Origin of the sequence: Nonomuraea sp. B10E15, assembly GCF_039871615.1 — a bacterium.
Classification (GTDB): domain Bacteria; phylum Actinomycetota; class Actinomycetes; order Streptosporangiales; family Streptosporangiaceae; genus Nonomuraea.
In genome coordinates this window covers 1-20,841 of record NZ_JBDPMB010000006.1, presented here as the reverse complement: position 1 = coordinate 20,841, position 20,841 = coordinate 1, and the positions used below count along the sequence as shown (strand labels likewise).

The 20,841-nt window shown below is 69.6% G+C and carries 14 protein-coding genes; 9 read left to right on the top strand and 5 right to left on the bottom strand.

Features of this window, described 5'->3' with window-relative positions:
• Positions 1–60: 60 nt before the first annotated feature.
• Positions 61–1,011 carry a hypothetical protein gene (locus ABGB14_RS19820; protein ID WP_347645198.1) on the bottom strand — a complete coding sequence of 317 codons (951 nt, stop codon included), beginning with the start codon at positions 1,009–1,011 and terminating at the stop codon, positions 61–63.
• 147 nt (positions 1,012–1,158) lie between these two features.
• Between ABGB14_RS19820 and ABGB14_RS19815 the strand changes: the two genes are divergently transcribed.
• On the top strand, positions 1,159–1,884 hold the full coding sequence (locus tag ABGB14_RS19815) for a haloacid dehalogenase type II (RefSeq protein WP_347645197.1): 726 nt from the start codon (positions 1,159–1,161) through the stop codon (positions 1,882–1,884).
• A 207-nt stretch (positions 1,885–2,091) separates the two neighbouring features.
• Here the strand turns inward: ABGB14_RS19815 and ABGB14_RS19810 are convergent, their stop codons facing one another.
• The gene (locus ABGB14_RS19810; RefSeq protein WP_347645195.1) at positions 2,092–3,645 is read right to left on the bottom strand and encodes a helix-turn-helix domain-containing protein; all 1,554 of its coding nucleotides are present in this window, start codon (positions 3,643–3,645) and stop codon (positions 2,092–2,094) included.
• A gap of 157 nt (positions 3,646–3,802) precedes the next feature.
• Here ABGB14_RS19810 and ABGB14_RS19805 point away from each other — a divergent pair, with 157 nt between their 5' ends.
• From ABGB14_RS19805 to ABGB14_RS19795, 3 genes are all read left to right on the top strand, one after another.
• On the top strand, positions 3,803–5,122 hold the full coding sequence (locus ABGB14_RS19805) for a CaiB/BaiF CoA-transferase family protein (protein WP_347645194.1): 1,320 nt from the start codon (positions 3,803–3,805) through the stop codon (positions 5,120–5,122).
• Positions 5,103–6,455: an SLC13 family permease gene (locus ABGB14_RS19800; RefSeq protein WP_347645193.1), complete on the top strand. Its 1,353-nt coding sequence runs from the start codon at positions 5,103–5,105 to the stop codon at positions 6,453–6,455. The genes ABGB14_RS19805 and ABGB14_RS19800 overlap by 20 nt, the downstream gene beginning before the upstream one ends.
• 264 nt (positions 6,456–6,719) lie before the next feature.
• Positions 6,720–6,881, top strand: coding sequence for a hypothetical protein (locus tag ABGB14_RS19795; RefSeq protein ID WP_347645192.1), 162 nt, complete (start codon positions 6,720–6,722; stop codon positions 6,879–6,881).
• On the opposite strand, the gene ABGB14_RS19790 is transcribed toward ABGB14_RS19795, so the two are convergent.
• On the bottom strand, positions 6,862–7,527 hold the full coding sequence (locus ABGB14_RS19790; protein WP_347645190.1) for an FCD domain-containing protein: 666 nt from the start codon (positions 7,525–7,527) through the stop codon (positions 6,862–6,864). The genes ABGB14_RS19795 and ABGB14_RS19790 overlap by 20 nt on opposite strands.
• A gap of 92 nt (positions 7,528–7,619) precedes the next feature.
• Here ABGB14_RS19790 and ABGB14_RS19785 point away from each other — a divergent pair, with 92 nt between their 5' ends.
• Positions 7,620–10,472: an FAD-binding and (Fe-S)-binding domain-containing protein gene (locus ABGB14_RS19785; RefSeq protein WP_347645189.1), complete on the top strand. Its 2,853-nt coding sequence runs from the start codon at positions 7,620–7,622 to the stop codon at positions 10,470–10,472.
• 153 nt (positions 10,473–10,625) lie between these two features.
• On the opposite strand, the gene ABGB14_RS19780 is transcribed toward ABGB14_RS19785, so the two are convergent.
• Both ABGB14_RS19780 and ABGB14_RS19775 read right to left on the bottom strand, forming a co-directional pair.
• Positions 10,626–11,132: a flavin reductase family protein gene (locus ABGB14_RS19780; RefSeq protein WP_347645187.1), complete on the bottom strand. Its 507-nt coding sequence runs from the start codon at positions 11,130–11,132 to the stop codon at positions 10,626–10,628.
• Entirely contained in the window at positions 11,129–12,169 is a 1,041-nt protein-coding gene (locus tag ABGB14_RS19775) for a MupA/Atu3671 family FMN-dependent luciferase-like monooxygenase (protein ID WP_347645186.1), read from the bottom strand. The genes ABGB14_RS19780 and ABGB14_RS19775 overlap by 4 nt, the downstream gene beginning before the upstream one ends.
• Before the next feature lie 494 nt (positions 12,170–12,663).
• Here ABGB14_RS19775 and ABGB14_RS19770 point away from each other — a divergent pair, with 494 nt between their 5' ends.
• The 4 genes from ABGB14_RS19770 to ABGB14_RS19755 form a co-directional block, all read left to right on the top strand.
• Positions 12,664–14,181, top strand: a complete 1,518-nt coding sequence (locus tag ABGB14_RS19770; protein ID WP_347645540.1) for an acyl-CoA carboxylase subunit beta — start codon at positions 12,664–12,666, stop codon at positions 14,179–14,181.
• Positions 14,178–14,423 carry an acyl-CoA carboxylase subunit epsilon gene (locus ABGB14_RS19765; RefSeq protein WP_347645184.1) on the top strand — a complete coding sequence of 82 codons (246 nt, stop codon included), beginning with the start codon at positions 14,178–14,180 and terminating at the stop codon, positions 14,421–14,423. Before ABGB14_RS19770 ends, ABGB14_RS19765 begins: the two co-directional genes overlap by 4 nt.
• A 28-nt stretch (positions 14,424–14,451) precedes the next feature.
• Positions 14,452–15,210, top strand: coding sequence for an alpha/beta fold hydrolase (locus ABGB14_RS19760; RefSeq protein ID WP_347645182.1), 759 nt, complete (start codon positions 14,452–14,454; stop codon positions 15,208–15,210).
• A 37-nt stretch (positions 15,211–15,247) separates the two neighbouring features.
• On the top strand, positions 15,248–20,841 hold a 5,594-nt coding region (locus tag ABGB14_RS19755; RefSeq protein WP_347645181.1), incomplete at its 3' end, for a type I polyketide synthase.

Sequence of the window (20,841 nt, the reverse complement as noted above, 5' to 3'; positions counted from 1 at the left end):
CAGGCCATGCTTTTGGTCTGGGGCTTCTCGGTTCTCGGCCTGTCTTACGCGAGGCGGAGATCAAGAGATGGCGTAGTCGCGCCGGAACACGGTCGTGACGTGGCAGCAGCGGCGCTCACCTTGATCCACCAAGACGCTCGCGAACAAGGAACGCCCGCTTGCTCGCAGGACCGACACCTGGGTAAGGATCTGGTCGTCCAGCCTTACCGCATCGATGAACTCGATCGTGCCCGTCACAAGCGAGTCGACCGGAAATTCACCTCGCCGCGCGGCCGCGAGCACGGCAGCGGTGAAGAGAGCGCCGCCCTGAACGTGACCGAGTCGGTTCGCCATGGGCTCGGTCGGCGTCAGCGCGATGTTCTCGCCGTTGGACGTGAGTTGCTGCTCGACGTGCGCCGTTCCCCACGCGCACCTCGGAGTCCGGGACGCGTGCTCGACGATCCGGTCGACCAGCGCCGCATCGGTGGTCCCCGGCGTCCACGACGTCAGATCATCTGCGGCGCCGCCCCCAGTGTCCGCCGCGTCGTCTCCTGGCAGGCAGTCCCAAGGCATGGCTCGCTCGGGACCGTCGTACGGCATCGCCGGAAGCGCGAAGACGCCCTGCGCGTCGCCGACGATCTCTCCGGCCGCGGTCTTGAGCTGGGAGCGTGCAGTTGCGGTGCGATCGAGTCGTCCCGTGCATTCGCTGTCGGCCGCTGCCACCTGCGCGGCTCGTCCCGGAGCGAGCTGGAGGGTCATCGAGATCGTCGGCATCGGCAGCGCTCGACCGACCTGGTTGCGGATGGCGCCACCCAACGCGAGGTCGGTCAGCATGGCGATCTCCAAGAGGCCCGGCCCGCCAGCCATCAGGGGCCGCTCCAGGTCGAAGGCGAGCGCGTAGGAGCCGTCCTGGGTCGGCACCCGATGAAGTCCCGCGAGGTGCCCCAACGGCGGCGCGCCGGTCTCCGCGCTCTCGGCAACGTCGCGGCGAACCGAGCGGAGAACATCGACATGACTCAGGCGTAGGGGCATGAGTCAACGTTGCAACCATCTGCCGCCCCAGCCCATGGAACATCGCACCACAACTCTTGCTCGATCATTAGGAATCGTCCAATGCGTCCACCGATCCCACCCTTCTAGCGTCGGTGTGCAGCACGTACGCACATCCGAGGAGTTTCTGTGAGCATTGAAGACATCCGCGACGTGAAGGCCGTCATGTTCGACTTCTACGGCACTGTCGTCGACATGCAGGGAAGCCTGACCCGCGCGGTCGCCCCGTACCTGGAACGCAAGGGTTACACGAAGAACCCGCCTGGGCGCCTGGTCACCTGGTGGCGCAGGACTCACTTCGAAAACTCGATGATCGACGCTCTGCTGCATCGCGACCACACGCCGTACCGTCAGATCGGGTTCGAGGCCGTCGACTACACCCTCGAGCGAGCGGGCATCGAGCACACCGACGACGAGGTGCGCGAACTCGTCGACGAGATAACGCGACTCGACCCATTCCCGGACGTCGTCCAGGCGCTCACCGAGATGAAGGAGCACGGGCTCAAGCTGTACATCCTCTCCAATGGGGACCCGGACATGCTCGCAGCGGGCGTTCCCTACTCGGGCACCGCCGATCTGTGGGACCGCGTCATGTCCGTCGCCGAGGCCGACTCGTTCAAGCCTCACCGCACGACCTACCACACCGCGGCCGCGCTCGTCGGACTCGGACGCCACGACATCCTGTTCGTGGCCAACCACGCATTCGATTGCATCGGCGCGAAGGCGGCCGGCCTCCGGTCGGCGTTCGTCGACCGCCGCAAGCGCCCGTTCGGCAACGGACGCTACTCCGCCGACGTCACCGTCTCCGACATGGCCGAACTCGCCGCCCTGCTGAAGACCACGGTGGAGATCTGACTGCCGCGCGTGCCATAGCGCTCCTGGCTACGGAGTCTCAGGTCCGCGCCAGGAGCGGCATGTCACCCGCTGACCAGTGGACCGCCATCACGCCAGTCGGCCATGTGCACGACGCCGCAGTGAACCGATGGAACAACGCCCATGACCGGCGTCTCGATGACGAAGCTCAATCGTTGATCAACAGTGGTTCGGCTCGCATGCGTGGTCTCAGACAGCTTGCGATTCGCTCACGTGAGCGCTACGCAGCAGGATCGCTGCGGCGAGGCGCTCATTGGCGTCGTTCAGATCGAGGCCGGACACCTCGGCGATCCTTTGAACGCGATGCCTGAGTGTGTTCGGGTGCAGGTACAACCGTGATGCGGCGGCTGATATCGATCCGAACTCGTCGAGGAAGGTCGCAAGGGTCTCGACCAGGTTGGAGTCGTGGCGTTGGTCGTATGCGACCAGGGCGTCGATGGGTCCTCGCGGCACAACGTTGTTCTCATTGAGGCCGCGGCAGGCGGCGACGAGCACGAGCCCGGCCCAGCTCGTCTCGGGGGTCATCATCCGGCCGCTGCTGCCTTCGGAGCGCGCGATTGCCAGCAGGTCCTCGACGATCCGCTTGGTCGCCGGCACCGTCTCTGGCGTCGCGGCGAGGGGCCCGATGGCCGCGTTCGCGCGTACTCCCATCCGGGCCAGCTGTCCGAGAGCCAGCTGAGCGCTCTTGACCAGGCGCCCATGGGTGGTGACGCCAGCCGACACGACAGCCCAGTATGCGCCGTCGAGCGGTGCAACCAGCGAAGAGGCGTCGATCGCGCCCAGGTGCAGAGAGAGGAAGTGGACGAACCGTTCGCTGACCTGCTCATCTGGGGGAACGTCTGCGCTCCCGGGCCCCTGGTCGAGTCCGAAACCGAGGACGAACAGCTCGCGCGCGACCTTCGACCCCTCGCCGGACAACATGGGCGCGGGTAGCGCGCCCTCGCGCAGCAGCGTTCGCACGGTTCGTTCGCGTGTGATTCTCTCAGCGTCCTGTGCGCGGTGGTGTCGCAGCACCACAGGCACTGCCAGTCGTGCGGCTCGTCGCAGGGCCTCCTCTGCATGCGGAGGAAATGGTGTGGCGCCCTCCGCGACGGAGATCTCGCCTATGACTTCGTCGCCGGTGTGCACGGCGATGCGCAACCGCGTGTGCAGGTCCTGGTAGTCGGCGACCCTCACCACGCGGCCGGGTTCGGAGTAGGTCTGGTAGGCCGTACGGTCGATCGTGAAGCGTCTGATCCACTGGTCAGGCGTGCGGCGGCCGAGAATCGCGTCACGGCGAACGTGGTCGATCTCGTGGCCCTGAACCGAGTAGGCGATAACCCGGTGGGCGCGGTCGTAGAGCACGACAGAGCCGCCGACCATGACGGCCACCGCATCGGCGAGGCCGTGGACCGAACTGGGACCCGTGGCGTCGCTCGCCTCGTCATGTGATGCCAGCAGCATCGTCCGGAGCAGTACGAACAGCGGCGTCCACGCGATGTCGGAGTCGAGCACCACGACGTTGGGGCGAGGCTCCACCTGCGCGCTCGAGGACACGACTACCGCACGGCATCCTGCGCGTTCCGCTTGGTCGACGAGGTCCTGCTCGGCTCCCGATCGAATGGCAAGGACGATCTGACCGGGACCGATCGTGGTGGCGCCGTCATCGAGCAGCACTTCGTTCAGATCCGGGTCGAACTTCGCCGTGCTGCGCGCCCGTAGCGGGCCATCGCCGATGGCCATGAGCAGCTCAGAGAGCAGCACGTCTCACCTCCGTTGTCGATACTCACCGAGTGTAGGTGCGTCCCCGCTGGTGACAGCGAGTCCGTTGGCGGAAGTTCCAATGGAGCCCACCCGACGTCGTAGTAATGCCCGTCGTAGGTTCCCACCCAGGTCCATAGCGTGACAGGCGACACATTTCGTGAGCCATGTGGAGCCACGCGTGACAGCACATCCAACGGTCACACCGTCGACAAGAACCAGCACTCACTACTGTGGCCCGCCACTGCGCGGCGTGAGAGTGGTTGAGGTCGGGCATGCCGTCGCCGCTCCTCTGTGCGCCCGGCACCTCGCCGACCTTGGCGCCGATGTCGTCAAGGTCGAGGCACCCGCCGGTGATCTGGCGCGTGGCTACGACTCGGTCGTCGACGGAGACTCGGCCTACTTCGCGTGGGCGAACTACGGCAAGCGCAGTGTGGTGCTGGACCTGCGCTCCGATGGTGGCAGCGCCAGCTTTGAGCGGCTCGTGAGCCAGGCCGACGTTCTGGTCCACAACCTGGCGCCGGGGGCGATGAGCCGGCTCGGGTTCGACCACGAGCACCTGGCCGGGCTCAACCCGCGGATCGTCAACTGCGCCATCTCCGGCTACGGCACCTCCGGTCCGATGGCCGACCGCAAGGCGTTCGACCTGCTCATCCAGGGCGAGTCCGGCTTGATGTCGGTCACCGGAACCGAGGAAGAGCTCGCCAAGGTCGGCATCTCCGTGGTGGACATGTGCACCGCGGTGTACGCCCTGGCCGCTGTCCAGGCGGCGCTCATCGAGCGGTCGACGACTGGCGCTGGTCGCCTGGTCGAGATCTCGATGCTCGACTGCATCGCCGAATGGATGATGGCGCCCGCCTATCACCAGATCCACGCCGACAGCACACCCCGGCGGGAGGGGGCCCGGCACAACATGATGATCCCCTACGGGCTCTACCGGACCGGGTCTTCGACGTCGGTCAACTTCGCCGTTCAGACGACATCGCATTGGCGGGCACTGTGCGAGGACGTGTTGGGAGCGCCTGAGCTCACAGAACATCCGGATTTCGCCACCAACGCCGACCGCGTCCGCAACCGCGGTGTCCTCGAGCCGCGCCTGGAAGAGCTCCTGACCGCCATCGGGCACGAGGAGTCCGTGCGACGGCTGCTCGCAGCTGGAATCCCTTCAGGCGAGGTCAACGACCTGCGTGGCCTGATCGAGCACCCTCAGCTCCGGGCGCGAGACCGCTGGATGTCGATCCGCACCAGCGGCGGTCTCGCGCCGACCGTCCGGGCCCCGTTCAACCTGCGGACCGACAACTCGCCCGTCCCGTCCGTGCCGGCGCTCGGTGAGCACACCGCGAGCGTCCTGGCCGAACTCAACGACGCTGGTCACGGCGAGAACAACACAAGCCCGCGCGGGTCGGCCCTCAACGGTTCGCGGCAAAGTGAAGACAACCTGCCTCGGGGCACCAGGAACGGTGAGCATCGTGCCAGTTGAGATCATCGCGCTGAGCGCATTCGTCGTCATCTTTCTGCTGGGCACAATCCGCTCGGTCAACATGGGCACCGTCGCACTGGTCGGCGCCTTCATCGTCGGTGGTCTCGTCTATTCAGTCCCGGCCAAGACGGTCCTCGACGGCTTCCCGGGCGAGATGTTCGTGATCCTTGTCGGCGTCACTTACCTGTTCGCCATCGCCGATTACAACGGAACAGTCGAGCGGCTGGTGCAAGCGGCCGTCGCAGCCGTCGGCGGACGCACAGGCCTGGTGCCCTGGACCATGTTCGCCGTCCCGGCCTGCCTCACCGCCGTCGGCGCCGCGGCACCGGCCGCCTGCGCCATCGTCGTGCCGATCGCGCTGAAGTTCGCCGTCAAGCACCGGATCAACCCGGTGATGATGAGCATGATGGTGATCCAGGGCACCACTGCCGGCGGCTTCTCGCCCATAGGCATCTACGGGGTCATCGTCAACGGCCTCAGCGCGGGAGCCGGCCTCCCGACCAGCCCGCTGCTGCTGTTCGCGGGCACCTTCGTCACGACCCTCATCCTGGCCGCAATCGCGTACATCACGCTCGGCGGCCGCGAGCTCCTGACCCAGCGCGCCGTTCCCGCAACCGTCACCGCACCGGTCCACAGCACCACCGGGGCCGAGTCGAAGCTCCGGTCTCCCGGCGCGACCGTGACGGCCGGCGGCACCGCCGATGTCGAGCCCGATCCGCTGGAGGGCTCCGGCCGGCTCGGTCTCGAGCAGATCTGCACTCTGGTCGGCATCATCGCGCTGGTCGTCCTGACCCTGACGTTCGGCCTCGACGTCGGGTTCGTGGCCCTCACCATCGCTGTGCTGCTCTCGCTGGTGTTCACCGGCTCCGCTCAGGCGGCTGTCGGGAAGGTGGCCTGGTCAACGGTTCTGCTGATCTGCGGGATCATCACCTACGTGGCTCTCCTGCAGGGACAGGGCACCATCGACTGGCTCGGTAGTGGCATCGCTGACATCGACGCCCCGCTGCTGGCCGCCATCGTGATCCTTTTCATTGGCTCTGTGGTCTCCGCGTTCGCCTCGACTACCGCTCTGCTCGGAGTCGTGGTGCCGCTCGCGACCCCGTTCTTGCTGACGGACCAGATCGGCGCGACGGCCTTCATCGTCGCACTTGCGGTGTCCAGTTCGGTGGTCGACTGCAGCCCGTTGTCGACGATGGGGGCCCTGGCCGTGGCGAACTCTGAGGAGAGCAAGCGCGCGAACGTCTTCTCCAGTTTGATGCGCTGGGGCCTGTCACTGATCGTGATCGCCCCGATCGTGACCTTCGCGGTGCTGGTGCTGCCCTCCTCAGTATGAGCGGGCTCGAACGGTGGTCGTCGCCTGGGGTGAGCCGGTGTCCCGCTCGTCCCCGGCGACACCTCCAAGGTGGGGCCGACGCCCGCCGCCTGGCACACCGAGCGGACGCGCGCAGCGGGACATCGATGGGCTGTCCGGCGTGCTGGACCGGCCTGTCCACGAGCCCTTCCCGATCTGCGACGCCCACTGCCGGACCTCCGTCGACCAGGTCGCGCGGGCACTCCGACCGCCCGGAATCTCGCCGCTACCGCAAGGGGAACACCGTTGAATCCTGAATACCTCGACGAGGACTGCACGGTCATCCTCTTCGGCGCTGACGGCGCCACGGACCCGTTGCTCTACGGGGAGATCGTCGGCCGTTCACCAGGAGAGGTGTTCGTCCTCCAGGAGAAGGCACCTGTCTCGCCTATGACAGCCACTCCCTGAGGTTGTCGTGGTCGCCGGCCAGGAGGAGGTCGGCGGTGTTGAGCAGGTGGACACGCATGGCGCGGGTGGCCACCTCGCGCTCCCCGGCGCGGATCGCTTCGGCGATCGCCTCGTGCTCGGCGAGTATCTCCAGGGGACTGCGTCCACCGGGAACCGTCCTGCGACCCTGCAGGGAGATTGCGTCGCGCAGCCCGGTGACGAACGCGACCAGGCGCCGGTTGCCACTGGCGCGCAAAATCACCTCGTGGAAGGCGCGGTCCGCGGCGAAGAACGCCTCACGGTCGTCCTGATGGGCGCGCATATCCGCGAGTGCGCTGTCGAGATCGGTCACGGGGAAGTCCTGCCGTTGCGCTGCCAGGCCCGCCGCCGGCGGCTCCAGGAGCAGCCGGAGTGTGAAGACCTCGTTGATGTCCTGGTCATTGCTGGTGAGGATGCGCGCACCACGGTTACGTTCGATGCGCACCAGTCCCGCATCGGCGAGCTTCAGCAGCGCCTCTCGGACCGGGGTCCGAGAGGCGCCGAACCGCTCACCGAGCTCCTGCGCGGAGTACAGCCGCCCCGGCGCGAGTTCGCCGCTGATGATCGCATCGCGCACGGTGACGGCCAGCCGCTCACTCTTCGTGTGCTCCTTGGGCAACCGCTCCACCGTCTCTCCTCTCGCCGTCGCCTCGAATCCTAGAGGTCATTCACTGTAAGGTGTTGCATGCAACAGTTGCATGTAACTAGGAGGTGGTCTTCATGGCGGTCACCGCGACGGCGCTGGCCGGGAAACTGGCGGAGGAACTGCCCGGCATGGTGCGCACGGGTCTGGCGGCGCGGGCGGCGTATGGATCCGATGCCTCGATCTACCGGCAGATGCCCGTCGCTGTCGTCGAACCGCGCACGGCGAGGGACGTCGCGACCGCGGTCCGGCTGGCCGGCGCGGTCGGAGTCCCCGTTACGGCGCGCGGCGGCGGCACCTCGGTTGCGGGCAACGCCATCGGAACCGGTGTGGTGCTCGACCTCTCCCGGCGGATGGACAAGATCCTCGAGATCGATGCGGGGGCGCGTACCGCACGGGTGCAGCCGGGGGTGGTGCTCGACGATCTGCGTGCCGCGGCGGGCCGGTATGGGCTCACGTTCGGCCCCGACCCGTCCACCCACTCCCGGTGCACCATCGGCGGAATGATCGGCAACAACGCCTGCGGTGCGCACTCGGTGGCCTGGGGCACGACAGCGGACAATGTCATCGGGCTGCGGATGGTCAGCGCCGACGGCAGCGAGCTCGTCGCTGCGGGCACCACCACCGGCGACGATGATCTGGACGGGCGGCTGCGCGCGCTGGTACGGGACAACCTCGCGCTCCTGCGCACCGAGCTGGGGCGGTTCGGCCGGCAGGTCTCGGGTTACGGGCTGCATCACCTGTTGCCGGAAAACGGCTTCGACGTGGCCAAGGCGCTGGTGGGCAGCGAGGGCACCTGCGGGGTGGTCACCGAGGCTACCGTTCGGCTCGTGGAGACCCCGGCCGCATCCGCGTTGCTGGTCCTCGGATTCCCCGACGTCCACCTGGCCGCTGAGGTCGCGCCGGAGCTGGCGGCCGCGGGGGCGATGACCGTCGAAGGCATGGGCGCCGACCTGCTCGCCGCGCTGCGTTCAAGGCCGGGTAAGGCCGTTGCCGGCGCCGATCTTCCCGATGGCCAGGCCTGGCTGTACTGCGAGACCGGCGGAACGTCCACCGCCGAGGCCGTCGAGCGGGCGTACGCGCTGGCCCGGCTCGCCGGCGGGGCAACGGCGCTGGTGGTGACGGAACCGGCCCGGGCCCGCGCGTTGTGGCGGATCAGGGAGGCAGGGGCCGGCATCGTCACCCGGCTCGCCGACGGGGGCGAGGCATGGCCCGGATGGGAGGACTCCGCGGTGCCGCCCCGCAATCTGGCCGCCTACCTCCGTGACCTCTCCTCGTTGCTGGACGAGCACGAGCTCCGCGGTGTTCCGTACGGCCACTTCGGGGAGGGCTGCCTGCATCTGCGGGTGGACTTCGCGCTTGACACCCAGAAGGGGCTGGCCGCGTACCGGTCGTTCATCACCGACGCCGCCGGGCTCGTCGCCGCGCACGGCGGCTCGCTGTCCGGTGAGCACGGCGACGGGCGGGCGCGCTCGGAGTTGCTCGGCGTCATCTACTCGCAGCCGATGCTGGACTGCTTCGCCGCGTTCAAGCACCTCCTCGACCCGCGGGCGACGCTGAACCCCGGCGTGCTGGTCGACCCGGCGCCGATCGATGCAGCCGTGCGGCCAGGACCCGAGCGCGGTGCGTTGGAGGTGACGCCGGTACACGCGTTGCACCGGGACGCCGGCTCGTTCGCCGCGGCCGTCCACCGGTGCGTCGGGGTGGGAGCCTGCAGGTCACTGGATTCCGGGAGCATGTGCCCGTCGTTCAAGGCGACCCGCGACGAGGTGCACTCCACGCGTGGGCGGGCGCGGGTGCTCGCCGAGATGCTGCGCGGGGAGTCAGTTCCGGGCGGCTGGCGCTCCAAGGAGGTGCGTGAGGCGCTCGACCTGTGCCTTTCGTGCAAGGCGTGCGCGGACGAATGCCCAGTCAATGTGGACATGGCCACCTACAAAGCGGAGTTCCTGCACCATCACTACGCGGGGCGGGTACGGCCGGCCGCGCACTACTCGATGGGCTGGCTGCCGCTGCTGGCGAGGCTGATCGCCGCGGTGCCCGGGCTCGCCAGGCTCGCCGGCGTGGTGCTGGCACGACGCCCGATCGCGGCGTTCGCCAAACGGCTGGGCGGAATCGAGCCGCGGCGCGAGCTGATCCGCTTCGCGCCGCGGTCGTTCGCGCAGTGGATGCGGCGGCACGAGTCGTCGGGAATGGGAACCGTGGTGCTGTGGCCGGACAGCTTCACGAACTACCTCAGCCCTGACGTCGGGAAAGCAGCCGTGGAAGTGCTGGAGGCGTTGGGATACAGGGTGGTGCTTCCAGACGGCTTCGTCTGCTGCGGGCTGACCTTGCACTCAACGGGGCAGCTCGGCGCCGCCCGCCGGATGCTCGCCAGGTCCCTCGACCTCCTCGCGCCGCACCTGGCCGCTGGACGGGCAATCATCGGGCTGGAGCCGTCCTGCACGGTGATGCTGCGTGACGAGGCCAGCGAACTACTGCCTGAGGACCTGCGGGCTCGGCGACTCTCGGCGCAGACGCAGACGTTCGCTGAGTTCGTCGCTCAGCACGAAGACCCGTGGCCCTTCCGCCGGCTCGATGTGCGTGCTGTGGCGCAGGTGCACTGTCACCAGGAGGCGAAGGGCTCGTATGAAGCGGACCGCGAGGTGCTGACGCGGGTCGGCGTCGATGCCGATGTGGTCTCGTCGGGATGTTGCGGTCTGGCAGGTAACTTCGGCTTCGAGCGCGGCCACTGGGACATCTCCCAGGCCTGCGCCGAGCGAGCGCTCTATCCCAAGGTTCGTGCTGCGGGTGAGGAGGACCTGGTGTTGGCCGACGGCTTCTCCTGCCGCACCCAGATCGCCCAGGGCACCAACCGTCATGGCACCCATCTGGCCCAGGTGCTCCGCGACACGTTGGACAGCGAGCCGGCGATCAGGAGGGCGGAACGGTAGCGGCACGCACGACCAGCGCAGGGGCAGCAGCGGGCCCCGAATTCCCGCCTGCGGGAACCTTGATGAACAGCGGGTCCGGGGTCCGAGTCCCTGGCGGCGCACCACCCGAAAGGCGCTCTCCGGCAGGAGAGCGCCTTTCGTCGTTTCCGCCTCTCAGAGCAGCACCCTGCCGAGCCGCCCGCGGTGGAAGACCAGCGGGTCGTCGCCGGCGGCGTCGTTGGTGGTCAGGTCGATCACCCTGGCGAGGATCAGTTCGTGGTCCCCCACCAGGTGGCAGGAGTCGAGCATGCAGTCGATCCACGCGACCGCGCCGGTGATCGCCGGATGGCCGCTCCCGTTCACCGTCCAGCCGACCCCGGAGAACCGGTCGGCCCCCTTCTTCGAGAACGACTGGCACACCCGCTCCTGACCGGCGCTCAGCATGCTGATGGTGAACGCGCCGGCGGCCCGGATGTACGGCCACGTGGTCGAGGTGTGGGCGGCGCAGAAACTCACGATGGGCGGGTCGAGGGAGACGGAGGTGAAGGAGTTCACGGTGAAACCGTGCGGCTCGCCGTCCGCCAGGGCGGCGACCACCACGACGCCCGTCGGGTAGTGACCGAGCGCGCGTCTCAACCGCGCGCTGTCGATCATGACGGCGCCGGCCGGCGGCGCGCTCACCGTGCTTCCCACCGCTGCTTGAGCCGGGCGAGGTGACGCAGGCCGTCGAGGACGGCGTCCGTGTCGGGGACGAAGTCGATGAGGCAGGCCACCTCGTCGACGCCGATCCTCTCCAGCGAGCTCAACAGCGCCATGCCGTCGTCGACGGTGCCGAACAGGCCGCCCGTCTCGAAGTACCGCTCGAAGGAGACCTCCAGGAGGAACTCGATGTCCTCCGGGTCCATCTGGTCCGGGTCGATGCCCGGCATCAGCTCCTCCGCCGCCTTCAGGACCAGGCCGAGCGAACTGCGCAGGTAGTCGGTGAACGGATCGTGCACCACCTCCCGCACCTTGGCGCGGTCCTCGCCGACGAACGTGTGCAACATCAGCGCCACGTGGCCGGTCCCGTTGTGCGCCCTGGCGTGGTGCTCGCGGTATTCGGCGACCTTGCGGACGAGATCGTCGAGGCTCTGGCCGAGCAGGTGGGTGAGGATGCCGACGCCGAGGTCGCCCGCCTGGCGGAACGTCTCCGGGTTGCCCGAGCTGGTGAGCCACGTCGGCAGCTCCGGCTGGACCGGCGCCGGATGGGTGCGCAGCTTGACCGACTCGCCCGCGCCGTCGACCAGCTCCACCTCCTCCTGCCGCCACAGCCGCCGCACCGTGTCGATGGTGTCCATCGTCACCTGGCGGCGGTCGGCGTAGTTCTCGGGCCTCAGCGCGAAGTCGACCACGTGCCAGCCGGGCGCGAACGAGACGCCGGCCCGGCCGCCGGAAAGGTTGTCCACCACCGCCCATTCCTCGGCGATGCGCGCCGGGTGGTGCAGCGGGGCCACGACGCTTCCCGCGCGGATCGCGACGTTCTCCGTCACCGCGGCGACGGCCGCCGCGGTCACCGCCGGATTGGGATAACGGCCGCCGAATTCATGGAAATGCCGCTCGGGTGTCCACACCGCGGAGAAACCGTTGGTGTCGGCGAACCTGGCCCCTTCGAGCAGCAGCCGGTATTGGTCGGATCCGGTCCGGACACCGTCCGCGAAATAGAATAAACCAAAGTCCACCGGTGTCTCCTTACACGCCGCGCTGGTGCGCCCCGGCCGGGCACACCGGCGAGATTTCAGGTTGCCGAGCGGCACCAGTATTCGCGATGCGCGAAGCGTGGGGTAACCCCTATGCCCCACTAGACGTGCTGCTCGCGGCGGGGCACGAACCCTCCCGTGCAGGCAACCCCTATCGCCCCCCTGAAGCGTGGCGACGGCACCGCGGGAAAATTCCGGGCGCTCCCCTGGAAAGCCCAGGTTTCTCCTCGATCGCCGTCCAGGGGATTCCGTAGGGGAATGCAGGCGGATATTAGGGGGCGAATCCCGTAGCTAGGTCGCGGGCCCATGGGCTGGAATGAGACGTGACTGGGGCGGGGCATCCGGGCACGCGCTCGAAGGGCGTGTCCGCTGATATCCCGCTCATAGGCCGAGAGGATATACGCAACGTGACTCTGACCACAGAACGCGGCTTGGAACCGCCTCTCTCCCTGCGGGAGCGGGTGGCCGAACTCGGCATGATCAAGGATCAGGCGCGCGGCGGGGAAGCTCGGCCGGCCAAGGACCCGCAGCGGGCGAGGGGCAAGCTCACCGTCGACGAGCGGCTCGACCTGCTCTTCGACCCGGGCACCTTCACCGAGATCGAGCCGCTGCGCCGGCACCGCGCCAGCGGCTTCGGCATGGAGGACCGGCGGCCCTACACCGACGGCGTGATCACCGGCTGGGGCAAGGTGCACGGCCGCACCGTCTTCGTCTACGCGCACGACTTCCGCATCTTCGGCGGCTCGCTGGGCGAGGCGCACGCCCAGAAGATCCACAAACTCATGGATCTCGCCACGACGACCGGCGCGCCGCTCGTCAGCCTCAGCGACGGCGCCGGCGCCCGCATCCAGGAGGGCGTGACCGCGCTCGCCGGCTACGGCGGGATCTTCCAGCGCAACGTGCAGGCCTCCGGGGTCATCCCGCAGATCAGCGTGATCCTCGGCCCCTGCGCGGGTGGCGCCACCTACTCCCCGGCGCTCACCGACTTCACCTTCATGGTCAGCGGCATCTCGCAGATGTACATCACCGGCCCCAACGTGGTCGAAGCGGTCACCGGCGAGAAGATCAGCCATGACGAGCTCGGCGGGGCCCAGGTGCACGGCACCGTCTCGGGCGCGGCGGGCTTCGTCTACGACAACGAGGCCGACTGCCTGGAGGAGGTCCGCTACCTCCTCTCCCTCCTGCCCGCCAACAACCGCGAGTCGCCGCCCGCCCTGGCCACCGCCGACCCGGCGGACCGGCGGTGCGAGGCGCTGCTCGACATCGTGCCCTCCGAGCTGACCCGCTCGTACGACATGCGCGAGGTCATCCACGAAGTCACCGACGACGGCGACTTCTTCGAGGTGCACAGCACGTGGGCCACCAACGTCGTCTGCGCCCTGGCCAGGATCGACGGCCAGGTCGTCGGCATCGTGGCCAACCAGCCCGCCTCGCTGGCGGGCGTGCTGGACATCAACGCCTCGGAGAAGGCGGCCAGGTTCGTGCAGTTCTGCGATGGGTTCAGCATCCCCCTGGTCACCCTGGTCGACGTCCCCGGCTTCCTGCCCGGCCGCGACCAGGAGCACGCCGGCATCATCCGGCACGGGGCCAAGCTGCTGTACGCGTACTGCAACGCCACCGTCCCGCGCATCCAGGTCATCCTGCGCAAGGCGTACGGAGGGGCGTACATCGTGATGGACTCCCGCTCCATCGGAGCGGACCTGTCCTTCGCCTGGCCCACGAACGAGATCGCCGTCATGGGCGCCGAGGGCGCCGCGAACGTCGTGTTCCGCAAGGAGATCGCCGCGGCCGACGACCCCGACACGGCCCGCGCCCGGCTGATCAGGGAGTACCGGCAGGAGCTGATGCACCCCTACTACGCCGCGGAGCGCGGGCTGGTCGACGACGTGATCGACCCGGCCGAGACCAGGGCGGTGCTGGCGCGGTCGCTGGCCATGCTCCGCGCGAAGACCGCGAAGGTCCCGTACCGCAAGCACGGAAACCTGCCGATGTGATGGGCGGCGACGGGGCGGTGTTCAGGTTCGTACGCGGCGAGCTGGACCAGGAGGAGGTGGCCGCGGTGGTGACGGCACTGCTGCACCGCCTCGCGCCGGGCGCGGAGCAGGGGAACACCCCGCCGCCCAGGCCGGCGACGCGGGCGGACGGCCCGCGCTGGACCGGGGGCGCCTCCTCCCGCCCGCCCGCCTGGGACGAGCCGCACACATTCCAGGCGCCGAACTCCTGGTCGCCAGGGTGAGTGCGGACATCAACGGAAGGAAAACCCAGTGATCACCGAAACCGGAACGTGGGTGCGGCGCTTCTTCTCCGCGCCGGACAGCCGCGAGAGCGCCACGCGCCTGATCTGCTTCCCGCACGCGGGCGGCTCGGCCTCCTATTTCCACCCGGTCGCCAAGCAGCTCACGCCGCGGTTCGACGTCCTGGCGATCCAGTATCCGGGCCGGCAGGAACGCCGCCACGAGCCGTGCATCGACGACATCGGCGAGCTCGCGGACCGCGTCACGGCGGAGATCGTGCCGCTGGCGGACCGGCCGATGGCCTTCTTCGGGCACAGCATGGGCGCCGTGGTCGCGTTCGAGGTGGCCAGAAGGCTGATGGAGCGGAACCTCGCGCCGCGGGTGCTCTTCGCCTCCGGCCGGCGCGCCCCCTCGTGCGTGCGCGTCGAGACCGTGCACAAGGAGGGCGACCAGGCCCTCCTCGCCGAGGTGCGGCGGCTCGGCGGCACCGACGTGCGCATGCTGGCCGACCCCGAGCTGCAGAGCATGATCCTGCCGTCGCTGCGCGGCGACTACACGGCCATCATGACCTACCGCTGCACGCCCGGCGCCAGAATCGACGCCCCGATCGTCGTCCTGACCGGCGACCGTGACCCCCATGTCACCACGGACGAGGCGGCCCGCTGGAAAGAGCACACCAGCGGCGCGTTCGACCTGCACGTCTTCCGCGGCGGTCACTTCTACCTGAACGACCACGCCGCCGCGGTCATGCGGACGATCACCGAGAACATCCCCGCCGCCCAGGCGTAGATCCCCCTTTCGGTAGCACGAAGAGTACGAGGCGAGAATGGCTGCGAACGACACCAAGCTCATCGAGGCCCTGCGTTCCTCCTTGAAGGAGACGGAACGGCTGCGTGCGCAGAACCGTTCTCTCGCCGAGGCGGCGCGCGAGCCGATCGCGATCGTGGGAATGGCCTGCCGTTTCCCCGGCGGGGTGCTCTCACCCGAGGACCTGTGGAACCTGGTGGCCTCCGGCCAGGACGCGATCGGGGAGTTCCCCGTGGACCGGGGCTGGGATCTGGCGGCGCTGTACGACCCCGATCCGGACAGTCACGGGACCACGTATGCGCGGCATGGCGGGTTCCTGTACGAGGCGGGGGAGTTCGATCCGGCGTTCTTCGGGATCTCGCCGCGTGAGGCGTTGGCGATGGATCCGCAGCAGCGGTTGTTGCTGGAGGCTTCGTGGGAGGCGATGGAGCGGGCCGGGATCGATCCGGCGGGGTTGCGGGGCAGCAGGACCGGCGTGTTCGCGGGCGTGATGTACCACGACTACGCCCCCGCCACCGTGCCCCAGGAGCTGGAAGGGCTGGTCGGCACCGGCAACTCGGGCAGCATCGCGTCCGGGCGCGTGTCGTACACGTTCGGGTTCGAGGGCCCGGCGGTGACCGTGGACACCGCGTGCTCGTCGTCGCTGGTGTCGCTGCACCTCGCGGTGCAGGCGCTGCGGTCGGGCGAGTGCGAGCTGGCGCTGGCCGGCGGCGTGACGATCATGGCGACGCCCGGGACGTTCGTGGAGTTCTCGCGGCAGCGGGGTCTGTCGCCTGATGGTCGTTGTAAGGCGTTCTCGGCTGGTGCTGATGGCACGGGGTGGGCTGAGGGTGTCGGGATGTTGCTGGTGGAGCGGTTGTCGGATGCGCGGCGGCTCGGTCATCGGGTGCTGGCGGTGGTGCGTGGTTCGGCGATCAATCAGGACGGTGCGAGTAATGGGTTGACGGCGCCGAACGGTCCGTCGCAGCAGCGGGTGATCCGGCAGGCGTTGGCGAATGCGGGGTTGTCGGCGGCTGAGGTGGATGTGGTGGAGGCGCATGGGACGGGGACGTCGCTGGGTGATCCGATCGAGGCGCAGGCGCTGATCGCTGCTTATGGTCAGGATCGGGATCGGCCGTTGTGGTTGGGGTCGTTGAAGTCGAACATCGGTCATGCGCAGGCGGCTGCGGGTGTGGGCGGTGTGATCAAGATGGTGATGGCGCTGCGGCACGGCACGTTGCCGAAGACGCTGCATGTGGATGAGCCGTCGCCGCATGTGGACTGGTCGGCGGGTGCGGTGGAGTTGCTGACCGAGGCCCGCCCGTGGGACGAGCTCGACCGCCCGCGCCGCGCCGCCGTCTCGTCCTTCGGCGTGAGCGGCACCAACGCCCACGTGATCATCGAGCAGGGCGACGAGAGCGAGATCACCACGGGCGACGACGGGGCTCTGCCGGTGCTGCCCTGGCTCATCTCGGCCAGGAGCCCCGAGGCGCTGGCCGGGCAGGCCCGGCGGCTCGCCTCGTGGGTCACCGAGCGCCCCGGGACCGACCCGGCCGGGATCGCCTGGACGCTGGCCGGCGGCCGCAGCGTGCTGGAGCACCGCGCGGTGGTCGTGGGCGCCGACCGCTCCGAACTGCTCGCCGGGCTGGAGGCGCTGGCCGAGGACCCCTCCGGCGCGATCTCCGGAAGCGGTTCCGGCGGGAAGGTGGCGCTGCTGTTCGCCGGCCAGGGCAGCCAGCGGCTCGGCATGGGCCGCGAGCTCGCCGAGGCGTTTCCCGTGTTCGGCGCCGAACTGGACGAGATCTGCCGGGTGCTCGATCCGCTGTTGCCGCATCCCGTACGTGAGGTGATGTTCTCCGATCCCGAGGGTGTGTTGAACGAGACGGGGATGACGCAGCCTGCGTTGTTCGCCTTTGAGGTGGCGCTGTACAGGTTGCTGGCTTCGTTGGGTGTGCGGGCGGATGTGCTGGTGGGGCATTCGATCGGGGAGATCGCTGCTGCTTATGTGGCGGGGGTGTTCTCGTTGGAGGATGCCTGCACGTTGGTGGCGGCTCGTGCGCGGTTGATGCAGGCGTTGCCTTCTGGTGGGGCGATGCTGGCGGTGGCTGCCCCGGAGGCTGAGGTCCTGCCGTTGCTGGCTGGTCGTGAGGACCGGGTGGGGATCGCGGCGGTGAACGGTCCGGCTGCGGTGGTGGTGTCCGGTGACGAGGCGGCGATCGCGGAGATCGAGGGCCAGGTGGAGGCGAGGACGCGCCGGTTGCGGGTGTCGCATGCGTTCCATTCGCCGTTGATGGAGCCGATGCTGGCCGAGTTCGCGGAGGCGATCAGCGGCATCGGCGTCCACGAGCCGGGCCTGCCGATTGTTTCGAACGTGACGGGTCGTCTGGCCGAGCCTGGCCAGCTGACCGACCCTGCCTACTGGGTCGAGCACGTACGTGGCGCGGTGCGGTTCGCCGACGGCGTCGCCGCCGCCCGTACGGCAGGCGCCAAGGTCTGGATCGAGGTCGGCCCCGACACCACGCTGACCGCGCTGGCCCAGCAGAGCGCCGAGGACGGCGTCTTCGTCCCGAGCACGCGCAAGGACCGCGCAGAGCCGCTCGCGTTCGTGCAGGCCCTGGGCCATCTGCACGTGCGCGGCGTGGCCGTCGACTGGGAGGCGTTCTTCGCCCCCGCCCGCCCGTCGCTCGTGGACCTGCCCACCTACGCCTTCCAGCACCAGCGGTACTGGATCTCCGCGCGCGCCGGCGCCGGCGACATGGCCGGGGCGGGGCTCGCGGCCTTCGACCATCCCCTGCTGAGCGCGGTGACCGAAGTGGCCGGCGGCGAGTCGGTCATCTTCAGCGGCCGCCTGTCCGTGGCCACCCAGCCGTGGCTGGCCGACCACGCCGTCAACGGCACGATCCTGCTCCCCGGGACGGCGTTCCTGGAGCTGGCGCTGCAGGCCGGCCAGGAAGTGGGCAGCCCGCTCGTCAAGGAGCTCACCCTGCAGGCGCCGCTGCTGCTGCCCCCCGGCGGCGGGCGCCAGGTGCAGGTGGTCGTCGGCGCCGCCGACGCCTCCGGCGCGCGGTCGATCGCCATCCACTCCCGTGCCGACGGCGACACCGCCGGCACGTGGACCCGGCACGCCGACGGCGCGCTGTCCGCCGCCGCGACCGCGCCCGCCGACGGCCTCGAGCAGTGGCCGCCGGCCGGCGCCGACGCGGTCGACGTGTCCGGCGCCTACGAGCTGCTGCTCGGCATGGGGTACGAGTACGGGCCCGTCTTCCAGGGGCTGCAGGCCGCCTGGCGGCGGGACCAGGACGTGTTCGCCGAGGTCGAGCTGCCCGAGCAGGCGCACGCCGACGCGGCCAGGTCGGGGCTGCACCCCGCGCTCCTCGACGCCGCGATGCACGCCCAGCTGATCGCCGGGGACGGGCAGACCGTGCTCCCGTTCTCCTGGGCCGGAGCGCGGCTGCACGCGGCCGGCGCGAGCAGCGTACGGGTGCGGATCTCCCGCCTCCGCGAAACCTCCATCGCCCTGACCATCGCCGACGCCGACGGCGCGCCGGTGTTGTCGGTCGAGTCGCTCGCCGTCCGCCCGGTCTCGGCGGAACAGCTCACCGCCGCGGGCAACGACCACGCCGAGTCGCTGTTCCGGGTGGAGTGGACGCCCGTCTCCGCCCCCGACACCGCCGAGCAGCCCGAGCTGCCCGAGCTGGCGTCGGTCGCCGAGGACGCCGCCGTGCCGGACGCGGTCACGTACGTGGTGACCCCGCCGGAGGCGGAGGTCCTCGACGCCGTCCACGAGACCCTCGCCGACGTGCTGAGCGCGGTGCAGGGATGGCTGGCCGACGAGCGGTTCGCGTCGTCGCGGCTGGTGGTGGTGACGCGGGGTGGGGTGGCTGTTGGCGACGGCGATCGGGTTGACGTGTCGGCGGCTCCGGTGTGGGGGCTGGTACGGGCGGCCGAGGCGGAGAACCCGGGGCGGTTCGTGCTGGTGGACGTGGACGGCAGCGCCGAGTCGTGGGACACGCTGGCCGGGGTGGCGGCCTCCGGAGAGCCGGAGGCCGCGGTCCGCGGTGGCCAGATCAGGGCTCCGCGGCTGGTGAGGGCCGGAACGTCGGCCGGCGAGCCGGTGTTCGGGCCCGAGGGGACCGTCCTGGTGACCGGCGGGACCGGTGGGCTGGGCGCGCTGGTGGCGCGTCACCTGGTGGCCGAGCACGGCGTTCGGAACCTGCTGCTGGTCAGCCGGCGCGGGCTCGATGCGCCCGGCGCCACCGAGCTGGTGGCGGAGCTGTCCGAACTGGGTGCCGAGGTGGACGTGGCCGCGTGCGACGTGGCCGACCGTGACGCGCTCGCCACGGTGATCGCGTCCATCCCCGAGGAGCGCGCGCTGCGCGGCGTGGTCCACGCGGCGGGCGTCAGTGACAACGGGCTGGTGGGGTCGCTGTCGGCCGAACGGCTGCACCGGGTGCTGGGACCGAAGGCCGACGCGGCCTGGCACCTGCACGAGCTCACCCGTGACCTGGACCTGTCGGCGTTCGTGCTGTTCTCGTCCGCGGGCGGTTCCGTCCTGGCGGCAGGGCAGGCCAACTACGCCGCCGCGAACGTGTTCCTCGACGCCCTCGCGGTGCACCGGCGGTTGTCGGGGCTGGTCGCCACGTCACTGGCGTACGGGCTGTGGGAGACCGACGCGGGCATGAGCGGCTCGCTGAGCGAGGCCGACTTCGGACGGATGCGGCGCCAGGGCCTGCCGGCGCTGACCGTGGACGAAGGGCTGGCGCTGTTCGACGCCGGAGCGGGCTCGGACGCGGCGGCGCTGGTTCCACTGCGCATCGACACGAGCGCGCTGGCCGGCCGCGGCTCCCGCCTTCCCGCGCTGCTGCGCGGCCTGGTACGCGGGTCGGTACGGCAGGTGGCCCGCTCGACCGGATCGAAGCTGGCCCGCCGGCTCGCCGGGCTGGAGGGCGCGGAACGCGGCAGGATGTTGCTGCTGGAACTCGTCCGCAAGGAAGCGGCCAAGGTGCTGGGCCACGCCTCGGCGGACGCGGTGCAGCCCGACCGCGCCTTCCAGGAGCTCGGCTTCGACTCCCTGACGGCCGTCGAGTTCCGCAACCAGCTCACGGCCGCCATCGGCGTGCCGCTCCCGGCCACGCTCATCTTCGACTACCCGACCGCTGAGGCCATCGCCGACCACCTGGCCAACCAGATGGCCGGCGGGCAGGCCGCCCAGGCCGCCGTGACCGCCACGAAGGTGGTCGACGAGCCGATCGCGATCGTGGGGATGGCGTGTCGCTATCCGGGTGGTGTGCTGTCGCCGGAGGACCTGTGGGAGCTGGTGGCGCAGGCCCGCGACGGGGTGGGGGAGTTCCCCTCCGACCGTGGCTGGGACCTGGACAAGCTCTACAACCCCGACCCCGACAGCCAGGGCACCTCGTACGCGCGGCACGGCGGGTTCCTCTACGACGCGGCTGAGTTCGATCCGGGGTTCTTCGGGATCTCGCCGCGTGAGGCGTTGGCGATGGATCCGCAGCAGCGGTTGTTGCTGGAGGCGTCGTGGGAGGCGGTTGAGCGGGCGGGGATTGATCCGGTGGGGTTGCGGGGGAGTCGGACGGGTGTGTTCGCGGGGGTGATGTATCACGACTATGGGTTGGG